Consider the following 14,059-nt stretch of genomic DNA (forward strand, 5'->3'; position numbering starts at 1 on the left):
TAAATATGATAAAAATAAATAGATTAAGAGCTGAAATTTTATCTAATGAAAAAAGTTCTCCCAAAGAAATTTATGGGTTTGATTATAAATTTAATATAGGGTTAAATATAGTTGCTGGGCATAATTCAAAAGGAAAAACCACAATAAATTCTTGTATTTATTATGCTTTAGGAATGGAAGAGTTATTATTAGGTCATAATGAAAAAGCTTTAGATAAAGCTCTCAAAGATGAATTTACAATTAAATCAGAAAAAGGCGAAGATATAAATCATAAAATAATTCGTTCTAGAGTTATTTTAGAAATTGAGAACAATGGAGTAATTGCAATTTTAACTCGAAATATTAAGGCTGGTAAAGAAAAGTTAAAACCTAATTTAATTAATGTTAAAATATCAGAGGAATCTACTATTTCTGAGGACTATTTTGTTAATGGTACAGGTAACAATGAAAGTGAAAATGGATTTTATGTCTGGTTAGCTAATTTTTGTAATATTAATAGACCAACTGTAAGCAATACATCAAAGGTGAATGATTATAGTCCTCTTTATTTACAGATTATTTTTTCTACAATGTTTATTGAACAAACAAAAGGCTGGTCTGATTTTTTTGCAACAATGCCTTTTTTTGGTATACCAAGTGCTAAACAAAAAAATGTTGAGTTTTTATTAAACCTTAATGAATTAGAGCTTTCAACTAAAAAAGATGTTTTATCAAAAGAAGAGAAACAACTATCAGAAAAATGGATTAAAACGATTAAATCTTTCGATATTATATCTAAACAATTTAATGGATCGTTTAATGAATTGCCAAATAATTTGACGGTAGATAGGTCTAAAATTGATGATATACATATTTTATTTTCAGTTTCAGAAACTGAAAAAATTTCACTAGATAAATATTTAAAATCTCAAAAAAACACATTTAATACTTTAAAAAATAAACCGATATCTAAAATTGGAAAGAATAAAAAAGAACTACTTGTAAAGTATCAAGAAAAAGAGAAAGAATATTTTAAATTAAAAGAATACATTAAGGATTTTGCAGGCAAATTGGCTGTTGAAAATATTCAGTTAAGTAATTTAAAGAAACAGTTTGAAAGAATAACTAAAGAAATTCTAGATCAAAATAATTTAAAAAAAGTATTTAGTAAAAATATTCTAAATAAAAAAGGAAATCATTGTCCAACATGTTCTCAAACTGTATCAACAGATTTACTTTCAAATACAGATATTGAGATACCGATATTAAGTATTGAAGAAAATATAGCTTTCTTAAAAGGGCAAAAAAAAATGATTGAAACGTCTTCAAAGTCATTAGAGGTTTCGACATCAGAAAAAAAATTACTATTACAGTATTTTAAAGAAAATTTAAGACAAAAAGAATCTTTAATAAAATCACTATCAAGAGATTTAATTGCAGATGATAGAACATTTTCAGAAGCTGAAATTTTAAAAAAATTACAACTAGAAAAAGAAATTGAAAATCTTTTATTTTTAGAACTAAAGATTACAGAATTAAAAAATGAATTAATTGATTTATTAAATAAATATATAAATAATAAAAATGCGTATGAAAATTTAAATGATTCTGAAATTGAAGATGAAAATAAATTAATTAATTTTGAGAAAAAATATAAAAACTTGCTTTATAAATTTGGTTACGACAGTAATTCTGATAAATGGAAAATATCTATAAATAGAAAAGAACCATTTAAATACTTTCCTGTTTATAGAGCTTATAAATCAGAAATACCTCAATCAATTAGGATAAATTCTTCTGCTTCTGATTTTGTAAGGAATATTTGGGCTTATACCTTATCATTACTTGAAGTAGGAAGTAATCATCCTGGTTTAGTTATTTTTGATGAACCTGGTCAGCATAGAACTAATATTAGTAGTTTGAAATCTTTATTTAAAGAGTCTTCAGAGATAAAAAATAAACAAATAATTATTTTCACTTCAATAGATAAAGAAATTAATGATAAAGAAAAATTAGAAATTAAAATATTGACAGAAGATTTAAATAGTGAGAATTATCATTTAATTGAATTAGATAAAACAAATAAAGTAATACAAAAACTTACAAAATAGTAAATAAAGCAATTCATCGAATGTAGGTCTATGTTTTAAAATGAGTTTCACTCAAAAAAATAAACCACGTATATTTGTATAAAATACTTGTACGTTGAGCAAACAATTGATTGTAAACCATTACCAACAATCTGATACTATCAAACAGATTGTTAAAGAGCTTCAACAAGAACAAAACCACTTTCAAATATCGAATTTGGTTGGTTCTTCGTTGTCTTTTGTTATTTCTGAAACTTTTAAAAAAGCCGAAAAACCCTATTTATTAATTTTTAATGATAAGGAAGAAGCAGCTTATTATTTAAACGATTTAGAGCAATTATTAGGGGATAAAAATGTGTTGTTTTATCCAGGTTCGTATCGCCGACCTTATCAGATTGAAGAAACCGATAATGCCAATGTTTTGTTGCGTTCAGAGGTTTTAAATCGAATTAATTCAAGAAGAAAACCCGCTGTTATTGTAACATATCCAACAGCGTTGTTTGAAAAAGTAGTCACCAAAAAAGAACTCGATAAAAATACTTTAAAAATTAAAGTTGGCGAAAATGTATCTCCCGATTTTGTAAACGAAGTATTGTTTGAATATCATTTTAATCGAGTAGATTTTGTTACTGAACCTGGTGATTTTTCAGTTCGTGGTGGAATTATTGACATTTTTTCATTTTCGAATGATGAACCTTATCGAATGGAGTTTTTTGGCGATGAAGTAGAAAGCATCCGAACTTTTGATGTGGAAACGCAATTATCAAAAGAAAAACATCAAAAAATAAGTATTATGCCCAATGTAGAAAACAAAGGGCTACAAGAAAATAGAGAAAGTTTTTTAAAATATATATCGGCTAAAACAGCAATTTTTGTAAAAGATATAACCACAATCAAAACAAATTTAGATACGTTTTTTAAAAAAGCTGAACTTTCATTTGATGAATTATCAAAAGAAATAAAACGTTCGAAACCATCCGAATTATTTTGTGATGGTGCTTTAATTCAACAAGAATTACAACAATTTACTACGGTAAATATGAGTAAATCTAGTATCAAAAATGTAACAAATATTACTTTTGATACAACTGCACAGCCATCTTTTAATAAAAAATTCGATTTGTTAATTCAGAATTTTAATGAATTTTCAGCAAAAGGATTTACCAATTATATTTTTTGTTCTAACGATAAACAGGCACAACGTTTTCATGATATTTTTGATGATAATGATGCCGAAGTATCTTATGAAACCATTGTTTTTCCTTTGTATCAGGGATTTGTTGATAATCAAAATAAAATTGTTTGTTATACTGACCATCAAATATTTGAGCGTTATTATAAATTTCGCTTAAAAAATGGCTATGAAAAAAAGCAATCCATCACTTTACAAGAACTTACCAGATTAGAAATTGGCGATTATGTAACACATATCGATCATGGAATTGGAAAATTTGGCGGGCTTCAAAAAATTGATGTAGAAGGAAAAAAACAAGAAGCAATTAAGTTAATTTATGGCGATAGAGATATTTTATATGTAAGTATTCACTCGTTACATAAAATTTCAAAGTTTAACGGAAAAGATGGAAAACCACCTAAAATATATAAATTAGGTTCGGGTGCTTGGAAGAAAGTAAAGCAAAAAACAAAGGCTCGAGTTAAACATATTGCGTTTAATTTAATTCAATTATACGCTAAAAGAAAATTACAAAAAGGCTACGCTTTTGCTCCTGATACGCATATGCAACATGAGTTGGAAGCAAGTTTTATTTATGAAGATACGCCTGATCAATTTACATCAACTCAAGATGTGAAAAATGATATGGAAAAACCGCAACCCATGGATAGATTGGTTTGTGGTGATGTTGGTTTTGGAAAAACAGAAGTAGCAATTCGTGCAGCTTTTAAAGCTGTCGATAACGGAAAACAAGTAGCTGTTTTAGTGCCTACAACTATTTTAGCGTTTCAACATTTTAAAACTTTTACCGAGCGTTTAAAAGATTTTCCTGTTACGGTTGATTATTTAAATCGATTTAGAACGGTAAAACAACGAAATACTGTTTTAGAAGGTGTTGCAAATGGAAGTGTAGATATTGTAATCGGAACGCATCAATTAACTAATAAAAAACTGCAATTCAAAAATTTAGGATTGTTAGTTATTGATGAAGAACAAAAGTTTGGAGTTGCCGTAAAAGACAAGTTAAAAACCATCAAAGAAAATGTAGATACGCTTACTTTAACAGCCACGCCAATACCAAGAACCCTACAATTTAGTTTGATGGCAGCCAGAGATTTATCAGTAATAAAAACAGCACCACCAAATCGTCATCCTATTGAAACCAATGTCATCCGCTTTAGCGAAGAAACTATTCGAGATGCTATTTCTTATGAAATTTCTCGTGGAGGACAAGTGTTTTTTATCCATAATAGAATCGAAAATATTAAGGAAGTAGCAGGTTTATTACAACGTTTAGTTCCGAATGCTAAAATTGGTATCGGTCATGGACAAATGGAAGGTAAAAAGTTAGAAGAATTGATGCTCGGTTTTATGAATAATGAGTTTGATGTATTGGTATCAACCACCATTATTGAAAGCGGATTGGACGTGCCAAATGCCAATACTATTTTTATCAACAATGCGAATAACTTCGGTTTGTCAGATTTACACCAAATGCGTGGTCGTGTAGGTCGTTCGAACAAAAAAGCGTTCTGTTATTTTATTACGCCAGCTTATCATATGATGACTACTGATGCGAGAAAACGTATCGAGGCTTTAGAATTATTTTCAGAATTAGGAAGCGGTTTAAATATCGCCATGAAAGATTTAGAAATTCGTGGAGCTGGAGATTTATTAGGAGGTGAACAAAGCGGATTTATTAATGATATTGGGTTTGAAACTTATCAGAAAATACTACAAGAAGCTATTGAAGAATTGAAAGAAAATGAGTTTAAAGAATTATATGTTACGGATGAAAATACACCGAAAGAATATGTAAAAGATGTACAAATTGAAACAGATTTTGAAATTCTTATTCCTGATGCTTACGTAAATTCGGTAACTGAAAGATTAAGTTTATATAATGATTTAGGAAACTTAACAAAAGAAGAAGAGTTATTAACATTTGAAAGTCAAATTGTTGATAGGTTTGGCGAATATCCGCCAGAAGTACAAGATTTATTAGACAGCGTTCGCATAAAATGGTTGGCGAAAGAGTTAGGACTTGAAAAAATCATATTAAAACAAAAACGCTTATTAGGATATTTTATATCTGATCAACAAAGTTCATTTTATGAAACCGAAGCGTTTACAAAGACGTTACAATATGTACAACAAAATCCGAAAAGTTGTGTAATGAAAGAGAAAGATACTAAAAATGGAAAAAGATTATTAGTTACTTTTATTCGAATTGATTCGGTAAAAACAGCTTTAAATTTATTACAAAAAATATAATATGGCATCAATATTTGGTCATGCAATTGCTGCTTTAGCACTTGGAAAAGGGTTTTCGAAAACAATAGTAAATTGGAAGTTTCTTTTACTTGGCGTTATTTGTTCGGTATTACCAGATGCTGATGTAATCGGTTTTAGCTTTGGAATTAAATATGAAAGTTTTTGGGGACATCGAGGATTTTCGCATTCGTTACTTTTTGCTTTAATTATTGGGGTTTTAATTACAACTATTTTTTACAGAAAAGATTTAGTGTCTAAAAAAGGAATAACTTTTATATTTTTTTACAATATGTACAGCATCTCATGCTGTTTTAGATGCTTTAACAACAGGAGGTTTAGGAGTTGCATTTTTTTCTCCTTTTGATACGACACGTTATTTTTTTCCGTGGCGACCTATAAAAGTTTCCCCCATTGGTGTGGAACGTTTTTTTGGTGAAAGAGGTATTAAAGTATTAAAAAGTGAGTTCCTTTGGATAGGAATTCCGAGTGTTTTATATGTATTAATTATTCAATATTTTAAAAGAATAAAATCAACAAAATTAAAAATAAACAATGGAGAATAATCATACTAAAAATTTAGCTGGTTTATTATTAGCAACTTTATTTATAAGTACATCAGGTGTTTTAGGAAGATATATAGCGATGCCTTCTGAAGTAATTATTTGGTTTCGCTCAGTTTTTGCGATGCTAATTTTATTTGCTTTTTGTAAGTTTAAAAAAATTGATTTAACTATAAAATCAAGCAAACATATTTTTCCGTTTATTATTAGCGGAATTTTTATGGCTGCTCATTGGATTACTTATTTTTATGCCTTAAAATTATCGAGTGTTGCTATTGGAATGCTCTCTTTATACACTTTTCCTGTGATGGTTGCTTTTTTAGAACCCTTGTTTTTAAAAGTGAAATTTAATCCGATTTATCTTGTTTTGGGCTGTATGGTTTTGCTAGGCGTTTATATTTTAGCTCCTGAATTTAATTTAGAAAGTTCCAATGTTCAAGGGATTTTATTCGGATTACTTTCGGCATTGTTTTATGCTATCAGAATTTTGATGTTAAAGCAATATGTAATTCAATATAACGGAACAATGTTGATGTTTTATCAAACTTTAATTATTACGATTTGTTTGTTACCAGTATTGTTTTTTATGGATGTTTCAGGTTTTACAAATCAATATCCATATGTGTTATTATTGGCACTTTTAACCACGGCAATAGGGCATAGTTTAATGGTACATTCTTTACAGTTTTTTACAGTTTCAACATCTAGTATTATTAGTAGTGTACAACCTATTTTCGGAATTATTTTGGCATTTATCTTTTTAAATGAAATACCAACATGGAATACTTTTATAGGAGGTTCATTAATATTAGCAACGGTAGTTATTGAAAGTATCCGAAGTAAAAATTAATACGGTTTTTGTTGTTGTTCTATAATACTTTTAAGCGTTACATCTTCATAATTTCTACGAACAAAAGTTAGTGCATTTTCTAATATTTGTCCCATACCATCACTATCTCTAAAATTTATGTCACCTGTAAAATCAAAAATTTCGGTTTTTAGTTTTTCTATATTTTTAGGGATAGAAATGGTATCTGATTTCATTGCAGTAACTAATCTGCTTAAACGAGAACGAGAACCTAAAATTCGTTTTGCTACAATTGAACGTTCTTCTAGTTGATATTGTTCAATAGAATCGGATGTTAATTTTTGGGCTACTAATTGCACCATTTTTAAATTTTCTTTAAAAAACTGCGGGTAATAGACTTTAAATTTACCTTCATAACATTGTTGATCAAAATCGATAGGTCTAATTTTATATACCACATTTTCAAAATCATGTGTAGGAACAACCACGTAATTATACGAACGCATATCGCCTAACAAACGAATCATACAACGTTCGTTAAACTTTACAAACTCTTTGGCTATTTGCGCTTTTTCAATTTCTAAACAATCATCTAAATAATTTTTGATAAAAACATCCCCTGGAATTCCTGAAATATGTTCTTCAATTAAGGTGTCTTTATAAACTAAAAAGTTCAAATTATAAGGTGATAAAATATCTTCTAATTCTAATCCATAAATACGAGAAGCATCTGTTTTTTTAACGTAAAAGTAAGTGTAATTATCATTTAAAATATTACGAACCTTTACTCTAAATGGCTGAGAGTTTCCAAAAGTACAGAAATCTACAGCATCAATATTTAAATGTTTTATACTTGCATCTGAACCGTTTGAATGTAAAATATTATATATTTTTTTTAAACTGAAATCTATTTCTTCACGTTCAAATTCATTGTAATAAACACGTACCCATAAAGTATCATTATCATATTTATCATAGACTGTTATAGCACCCTGATAACGTAATAAATCATCATAAAAAATAGGTATTTGAATGGTTCTATTATGTCTTTTTAAATAAAGTCCTAATTTTTTATTAACAGGATATGCAGGTTTTCTTTGAGATATTAATCTTTCTTCAGCCATGTTTCAAAGATACTAAACCTCAAACAGTTTACCAGGTAAAGGCTTAATAACTCCTTTAAGTTCCATTTCGAGTACTAAAGATGATAATTTATAAACAGGAATTTCACATTTATAGGCAATTACATCAAATAATTGTTTGCCATTTTTTGATAAATAATCGTGTATTTTTTGTTCAGAATCGTTTAAGGTAACAAATAATTGGTTTTGTATAGTAGCTATATTTTTTGATAAAGTAACATCCCAATTAAGCATTTTTATAATATCATCAGCACTATTTAATAAATGTGCTTGGTTGTTTTTGATAAGGTTATTACAGCCTTTACTGTAAGTATCATAAGTTCTACCTGGCACTGCAAAAACATCTCTATTATAAGAGTTTGCAATATCGGCAGTAACTAGTGAGCCTCCTTTTCCTGCGGATTCGATTACGATAGTAGCTTTTGATAGTCCAGCAACAATTCTATTTCTTTTTAAAAAATTATCACGTAGTGGTTGTTCTTCATGCCAAAAATCAGTAATAAATCCACCATTTTTAGTTACTTCTGTACAGTATTTTTTATGTGTATTCGGATATATCATTTCTAATCCATGGGCTAAAACTCCAACTGTTTGTAAATCATTTTCAATGGCTACTTTGTGTGCACAAATATCAACACCATATGCAAAACCACTTATAATTATTGGGTTATGTACTGCTAAATCAGTTATAAGTTGATTACAAAAATCACGTCCATAAGTGGTGATTTTTCGAGTACCAACAATTGAAATTATCTTTTGACTATTCAAATTGATATTTCCATCTTTAAAAAATAGAATAGGAGCATCAATACAGTTTTTTAAGTTTTGAGGATAATCGGCATCTAAAAAATAAGAATATTGAATGTTATTTTTGATGATATAATCAAACTCTTTTTCAGCTTTTTTTAAGTTTTCAGTATTTAATAATTGTTGTATAATATGATTTCCTATTCCGTTTATTTTATATAGAGTGCTTGCTTTTTCTTTGAATATTTGCTCAACATTACCTGTAGCTGTAATTAATTTTTTAGCTAAAATATCACCTACATTTTTGGTTGCTTGTAGACGTAAAATAGCTAATAACTTCTCAGAATTCATGTGGTAATGTTTTGATTATCAATGTGTGAAAATACTATTAATAAGATTAAATAACAAACAGAAACAACTACTTTTAAGGAGGTATAACCTTAAAAAATAAAGTTGATTTAACTCTTGTATTATTTATTAGCTTTATATATATCTTTGCATTAAAATTTAACTGATGACAGCTAAAACACCTATAGAATCATTAACAGTACTTACTGACCTTGTTTTACCAGGAGAAACAAATTATTTAGATAATCTTTTTGGAGGAGAATTATTAGCACGTATGGATAGAGCTTGTAGTATTGCTGCCCGCCGTCATTCAAGAAGAATTGTGGTTACTGCATCAGTTAATCATGTTGCTTTTACAAAATCAGTTCCTGTAGGAAGTGTTGTTACATTGGAAGCAAAGGTTTCAAGAGCATTTAGATCATCAATGGAAGTATATGTTGATGTTTGGACTGAAGACCGTCAATCAGGAGAAAGAACAAAGGTTAATGAAGGTATTTATACATTTGTTGCTGTAAATGAAACAGGAAAACCTGTACCTGTTCCTTCAATTACACCAGAAACAGAGTTAGAAAAGAAACGTTTCGATGGTGCTTTACGTAGAAAACAATTAAGTTTAGTTTTGGCTGGTAAATTAGATCCGAAAGAAGCAACCGAATTAAAAGCATTATTTTTAGGAGAAGAATAATATTACTGAAAATCTTAATAAATTTTTTATAATTCCTCAAATACCTTGAAAACTTTAGTCTTATTTAAAAGACTAAAGTTTTTATATTTCATCTATTTCGCCATTTTCAGATAAAAAAATTGCCATTGTTTTTGTTTTTTCAAATTGAGAAAACACAATAATCATAATTACGGTAATTGGTACACTTAAAATCATTCCTGTAACGCCCCAAATTTTACCCCAAATAGCTAACGATAATATCGTTACTAGTGGGCTTAAATTTAGCGATTTCCCAAATAATTTAGGTTCAATAATATTACCAACAATTATTTGAATAGACCCAACAGCGGCAAGTACAATTAAAAAAGGTGGAAATTCACCAAATTGTATAAGGCTAAAAATAGCAGGAAAAACAGTTCCTATTAAAGAACCAATAGTTGGTATATAGTTTAATAAAAAAATTAAAAAAGCCCAAAATGGCGCACTGTCTACGCCTACTAATAGTAAAACGATATAACTTAAAATACCTGTAAGTAAGCTTACGTAGGTTTTTAGTCTAAGATAATTTGAAACAGAAAATTCTATTTTAGCAATCATAGATTGCATGTTGGTAAACTTATTTCCTTTTGCTTCAAATACTTTAATTAGTTTCTTTTTAAAGCTACTTTCTTCTAAAAATATAAATAAAGCATAAATAATAATCATAAAAGTATCTCCTAACAAACTACTAATTCCGTTTGCAATATCTCCTAAAACCGATCCATAATTAAAATCACCTATAAAAGATTTTACTAATTTGATAATATCAATATTAAAATAGGCATCTAATTTTTTTATAATAGCACCAATATTAGGTTCATATTTTGAATAAGATGTTGATAAATTAGTAATACTATTAGTTATTATTTCTGACATAAAACTAAAGCTCAAAATAATAAAAGTAAACACAAAAATATTACTCAACCAAATAGGAATAAATTTAGTTGCGAAAGGTATTTTATAAATAGTTTTTCGTATTTCTCGTGTTAAAAACCAAAAAATTAAGGCAAAAATAAACGGAATTAATATCCCTTTACCGATAACCAATGCAGCTATGATAACAACAATAATAATGCTGAAATTTGCGGAATTTTTCAATGTGGTATTATTATTTAGTATTTATCCATTTTGCAGGATTTAATTTTTCGGTATTTTTAAATAATACAAAAAGTAACTTGGTTTTTCCTGATACTTTATCGGTAAAAACTTTTCCAACTTTTTCTCCAGTTTTTATGATATCTCCTTTTTTTACGTAAACTTTTTCAAGATTATTATAAGCCGATATATAATTACCATGTTGTATTAATACAGATTTTTTACCTCCTGATTGTGATTGTAAAGCAAGAACTTTACCGTTAAAGATACTTTTAGCATCGGTATTTTCTTTGGTAACAATATGTAATCCTGGACTATTAATATTAATTCCTGAAAATGTTGGATGTGGTTGTACTCCATATTTTCGTGTAATAATTCCTTTAACAGGCCAAGGTAAGTTACCTTTATTTTGTTCAAAATTTAGTAATAATTCTTTTTCATCATCATCTAAAACAAAAGTATTTGTTGTTTTTTTGCTTTCTTTTTTTATTTCGAGCTCTTTTTCCTTTTCTTTTTTCTTTGCAATTTCTAACTCTTTTGTTCTTTCTTCAGCAAGTTCTTTTGCTTTTTTTAGCGCAATATCTCTTTCTTTTTTATCAGCAAGTTCATTTGCTAATTTTCTAGCTTTTGCTAGTGCTAATTTTCTGGCTTTTTCTAAAGCTTTTGCTTTTGCTAGTGCTCTTGCTTTTGCAATTGCTCTTTTTCTTTCATTGGCTTTAGCAATTTCATATAAAATTAATTTATCGATACGAGCGGTAATTTGTTTTTCTTCTTTTATTTTAGTTTGTAAATCTTGTTTGTATTTTTTTTCTTCTCCTTTTATTTTAGTAACTAAAGTTTCTTGTGCTTTTTTATCCGTTTCAATTTCTGATTTTTGTGATTTTTCATCAGAAATTAATAGTTCTTTCTTTTTTTCTTTTGGATTAAGGCATTATTAACTTTCTTAATTTCATCTGATTTTATAATGATTGCTTCTCCTTGTTTTTTGCGATAATCATTATATTGTTCCATATATTTTAAACGCTTATATGCCTGATGAAAACTTTCAGAAGATAGTAAAAACATGGCTTTACTTTGTTGAGATTTGCTTTTGTAGGTTTTCACAACCATATCAGCATACTCTTTTTTTAAGCTTTTAAGTTGCTTATTATAAGTTTTTAATTGCTTCTGATTTGCACTTATTTCTTTTGATATTTTTTTAGATTCTAACTCAATAACTTTAATTAAACGTTCTCTTGTATCAATTTTTTGAGTTAAATCTTTTAAATCATCTAAGGCATTTCCTTTTTCTTTTTTGGTTTCAAACAATAAATTATTAATCTGCTTAATTTCATTTTTTAGCTTTTTATGTTTTTTTCAAGGCTTTTCCTTTCTTGACTAAAAGAAGAAAAGCTAACCAAAACAAAGCATAAAAATGAGATATATAAAACAGTTTTTTTCATTATAATTTAATTTCTTTATAGCCGTTTGGCATTCTAAAATCAATATTTAATTTGGTGTTAAAATCAACCGAACGAGTTGTAATATCAATAGCAGTAACTTGTTTATGTTGTTTTGCGTTTATCTTTATTTTTTCAGGAAATAAGATGTTATTTTTATTTGAATAGCTAGGATATCTAATATCTAAACGCTGTTTTTTTGCTGAATTTACAATCGATTGTTTGTTCAGTTTATAATGTATCGGATTTATAAGAAAGAATATATCAAATAACTCAGATTGTTTTTTAGGCGAAAGTTGATATGCTTTTTCAGTAATAACAACTTCTTGTCTTTTTGATTTTACATTTAATAACGATTGCCCTAAAAGCATATTTTGTAATTGTTCAAAATTGATATCTGTTCCTAATAATTTTTTAAGCATAGAAAAATCTCCATCAAAATAATTTTTATAAAATGGCGAATAAAACTGCACTCTTGTAGGTGTAATTTTGGCTTTAAAAACGGTAATAAATTTAACACCTTTCAGCCAAATAACTTCTCCTTTTTTTATTTTCATTCTAACAGAAAAACCTACTTTTTCTTTAGTTGTGCTATAATTTACTTTTAAACGGGCATCAATATTTTTTTCATCAAAATTAGCTGCAACGTGTTTTTTTGCGACTCTTCTTGCAGATATTTCTTTAATTGTTGTCGAATTACCTGTTAAATTTTTACTTGATTTACAAGATGTAAAACTTAAAAATAAGATACTTAATATTACAAAATACTTCATAAATGTTATAGTGGTGAAGAAAAATTATTTTAAAATTTTAGCTGCTTTGTTTTTAAAAGTGTTTGCTTTTTTAACATTGTGTAAGCTTTTATAAGCACTTGCCATTTCTAAATAAAATTTTGCTTCAATTTTAGGATTATCAATTACAAAATCAATACCATTTTGTAAACTTTGTAATGCTTTTTTGTGTTGCTTATTATTATTAAGAGCCTTAGCATTCATTAAATAAACAAAAGGTTGAGCAGGGAACAAAGCTAAGCCTTGCGAACTATATTTTAATAAATCAGGATGCTTATTTACAGCTAATTTTATCAATAAAGGTTTTAAACTGGTAAATGATTTTTCTTTTTCAAAAATAGCATGTAAATCAGTATTTACTAGTTTTTTTGGTTGTTTTTTAACGTTAACAGCGTTATTATTTATTTTTTTTAGAATTCTTCGAAGTGTTGGATTTAATAATTTAGCTTCTTTTAATTCTGATAAAACCTTTTTTGCTGTAACAATATCTTTGTTTTGTAAATGAAGATAGACTAATTCTTGTTTTTTCTTCGGATGTGTTTTTGCAATTTTTTCTTGTACTTTAATTGCTTCTTTAAAATCAGGAATTCTTTTTAAAATAGTAATTTTATGTTCTAGCATCCATAAATTATCGGGTGCTATATTTAAAGCTAACTCAATATATTCTAAAGCTTCAATACTTCTTGCTAGTTTTAAATTGTTTTTAGAAAGTTCAAAAAATACAGCTTCGTTATTTGGGCGTAATTGATTGCAGTTTTCTAAATATTCAATTGCTTTTTTATGATTAAAAAGTGCTTTTTGAGAAAGTGCTTTAAAAAAATCGTTTTGAAATGCAATATTATCTTTTTCACTGATAGCCATTGTAGGAACAACACTATTTTGAGCATTCAAAATAAATGAAAATAACAA

At 27.6% G+C, this 14,059-nt stretch carries 14 protein-coding genes; 7 read left to right on the forward strand and 7 right to left on the reverse strand.

Annotated elements, in window-relative coordinates:
* Nucleotides 1-5: 5 nt before the first annotated feature.
* The 5 genes from PG913_RS00095 (at nucleotide 6) to PG913_RS00115 (ending at nucleotide 6,927) form a co-directional block, all read left to right on the forward strand.
* Nucleotides 6-2,090 carry a hypothetical protein gene (locus PG913_RS00095; protein WP_271231073.1) on the forward strand — a complete coding sequence of 695 codons (2,085 nt, stop codon included), beginning with the start codon at nucleotides 6-8 and terminating at the stop codon, nucleotides 2,088-2,090.
* A gap of 94 nt (nucleotides 2,091-2,184) precedes the next feature.
* Entirely contained in the window at nucleotides 2,185-5,517 is a 3,333-nt protein-coding gene (gene mfd / locus PG913_RS00100) for a transcription-repair coupling factor (RefSeq protein ID WP_271231074.1), read from the forward strand.
* A gap of 1 nt (nucleotide 5,518) precedes the next feature.
* A complete protein-coding gene (locus PG913_RS00105; RefSeq protein ID WP_271231075.1) occupies nucleotides 5,519-5,881 on the forward strand; it encodes a metal-dependent hydrolase in 363 nt (120 codons plus the stop codon).
* Complete coding sequence (locus tag PG913_RS00110) at nucleotides 5,805-6,080, forward strand: metal-dependent hydrolase (protein WP_271232181.1); 276 nt, start codon at nucleotides 5,805-5,807, stop codon at nucleotides 6,078-6,080. The genes PG913_RS00105 and PG913_RS00110 overlap by 77 nt, the downstream gene beginning before the upstream one ends.
* Entirely contained in the window at nucleotides 6,070-6,927 is an 858-nt protein-coding gene (locus tag PG913_RS00115; protein ID WP_271231076.1) for a DMT family transporter, read from the forward strand. Before PG913_RS00110 ends, PG913_RS00115 begins: the two co-directional genes overlap by 11 nt.
* On the opposite strand, the gene PG913_RS00120 is transcribed toward PG913_RS00115, so the two are convergent.
* Both PG913_RS00120 and dprA read right to left on the reverse strand, forming a co-directional pair.
* Nucleotides 6,924-8,009, reverse strand: coding sequence for a hypothetical protein (locus PG913_RS00120; RefSeq protein ID WP_271231077.1), 1,086 nt, complete (start codon nucleotides 8,007-8,009; stop codon nucleotides 6,924-6,926). The two genes, PG913_RS00115 and PG913_RS00120, sit on opposite strands and share 4 nt — an antisense overlap.
* 12 nt (nucleotides 8,010-8,021) lie before the next feature.
* Nucleotides 8,022-9,125, reverse strand: coding sequence for a DNA-processing protein DprA (gene dprA / locus PG913_RS00125; RefSeq protein WP_271231078.1), 1,104 nt, complete (start codon nucleotides 9,123-9,125; stop codon nucleotides 8,022-8,024).
* A gap of 163 nt (nucleotides 9,126-9,288) precedes the next feature.
* On the opposite strand from dprA, the gene PG913_RS00130 reads away from it, so the two are divergent.
* Nucleotides 9,289-9,807 carry an acyl-CoA thioesterase gene (locus tag PG913_RS00130; RefSeq protein ID WP_271231079.1) on the forward strand — a complete coding sequence of 173 codons (519 nt, stop codon included), beginning with the start codon at nucleotides 9,289-9,291 and terminating at the stop codon, nucleotides 9,805-9,807.
* 81 nt (nucleotides 9,808-9,888) lie between these two features.
* Here the strand turns inward: PG913_RS00130 and PG913_RS00135 are convergent, their stop codons facing one another.
* Entirely contained in the window at nucleotides 9,889-10,923 is a 1,035-nt protein-coding gene (locus PG913_RS00135; RefSeq protein ID WP_271231080.1) for an AI-2E family transporter, read from the reverse strand.
* 10 nt (nucleotides 10,924-10,933) lie between these two features.
* A complete protein-coding gene (locus PG913_RS12965) occupies nucleotides 10,934-11,296 on the reverse strand; it encodes a murein hydrolase activator EnvC family protein (RefSeq protein WP_408648511.1) in 363 nt (120 codons plus the stop codon).
* Between PG913_RS12965 and PG913_RS00140 the strand changes: the two genes are divergently transcribed.
* Complete coding sequence (locus tag PG913_RS00140) at nucleotides 11,211-11,858, forward strand: hypothetical protein (protein WP_271231081.1); 648 nt, start codon at nucleotides 11,211-11,213, stop codon at nucleotides 11,856-11,858. The genes PG913_RS12965 and PG913_RS00140 overlap by 86 nt on opposite strands.
* Here the strand turns inward: PG913_RS00140 and PG913_RS00145 are convergent.
* The 3 genes from PG913_RS00145 to PG913_RS00155 all read right to left on the reverse strand — a co-directional run bounded on the left by PG913_RS00145 (nucleotide 11,815) and on the right by PG913_RS00155 (nucleotide 14,041).
* Nucleotides 11,815-12,228, reverse strand: a complete 414-nt coding sequence (locus PG913_RS00145) for a murein hydrolase activator EnvC family protein (RefSeq protein ID WP_271231082.1) — start codon at nucleotides 12,226-12,228, stop codon at nucleotides 11,815-11,817. The two genes, PG913_RS00140 and PG913_RS00145, sit on opposite strands and share 44 nt — an antisense overlap.
* A 133-nt stretch (nucleotides 12,229-12,361) precedes the next feature.
* Nucleotides 12,362-13,132, reverse strand: a complete 771-nt coding sequence (locus PG913_RS00150; protein WP_271231083.1) for a DUF4292 domain-containing protein — start codon at nucleotides 13,130-13,132, stop codon at nucleotides 12,362-12,364.
* A 24-nt stretch (nucleotides 13,133-13,156) separates the two neighbouring features.
* Nucleotides 13,157-14,041, reverse strand: a complete 885-nt coding sequence (locus PG913_RS00155; protein WP_271231084.1) for a tetratricopeptide repeat protein — start codon at nucleotides 14,039-14,041, stop codon at nucleotides 13,157-13,159.
* Nucleotides 14,042-14,059 lie beyond the last annotated feature (18 nt).

Origin of the sequence: Tenacibaculum pacificus (assembly GCF_027941775.1) — a bacterium.
GTDB lineage: Bacteria > Bacteroidota > Bacteroidia > Flavobacteriales > Flavobacteriaceae > Polaribacter > Polaribacter pacificus_A.

Bases quoted from the DNA above. Each gene is read 5' to 3' on its own strand.
- PG913_RS00095 (WP_271231073.1), top strand. From the start codon at position 6: ATGATAAAAATAAATAGATTAAGAGCTGAAATTTTATCTAATGAAAAA.
- PG913_RS00105 (WP_271231075.1), top strand. From the start codon at position 5,519: ATGGCATCAATATTTGGTCATGCAATTGCTGCTTTAGCACTTGGAAAA.
- PG913_RS00115 (WP_271231076.1), top strand. From the start codon at position 6,070: ATGGAGAATAATCATACTAAAAATTTAGCTGGTTTATTATTAGCAACT.
- PG913_RS00120 (WP_271231077.1), bottom strand. From the start codon at position 8,009: ATGGCTGAAGAAAGATTAATATCTCAAAGAAAACCTGCATATCCTGTT.
- dprA (WP_271231078.1), bottom strand. From the start codon at position 9,125: ATGAATTCTGAGAAGTTATTAGCTATTTTACGTCTACAAGCAACCAAA.
- PG913_RS00130 (WP_271231079.1), top strand. From the start codon at position 9,289: ATGACAGCTAAAACACCTATAGAATCATTAACAGTACTTACTGACCTT.
- PG913_RS00150 (WP_271231083.1), bottom strand. From the start codon at position 13,132: ATGAAGTATTTTGTAATATTAAGTATCTTATTTTTAAGTTTTACATCT.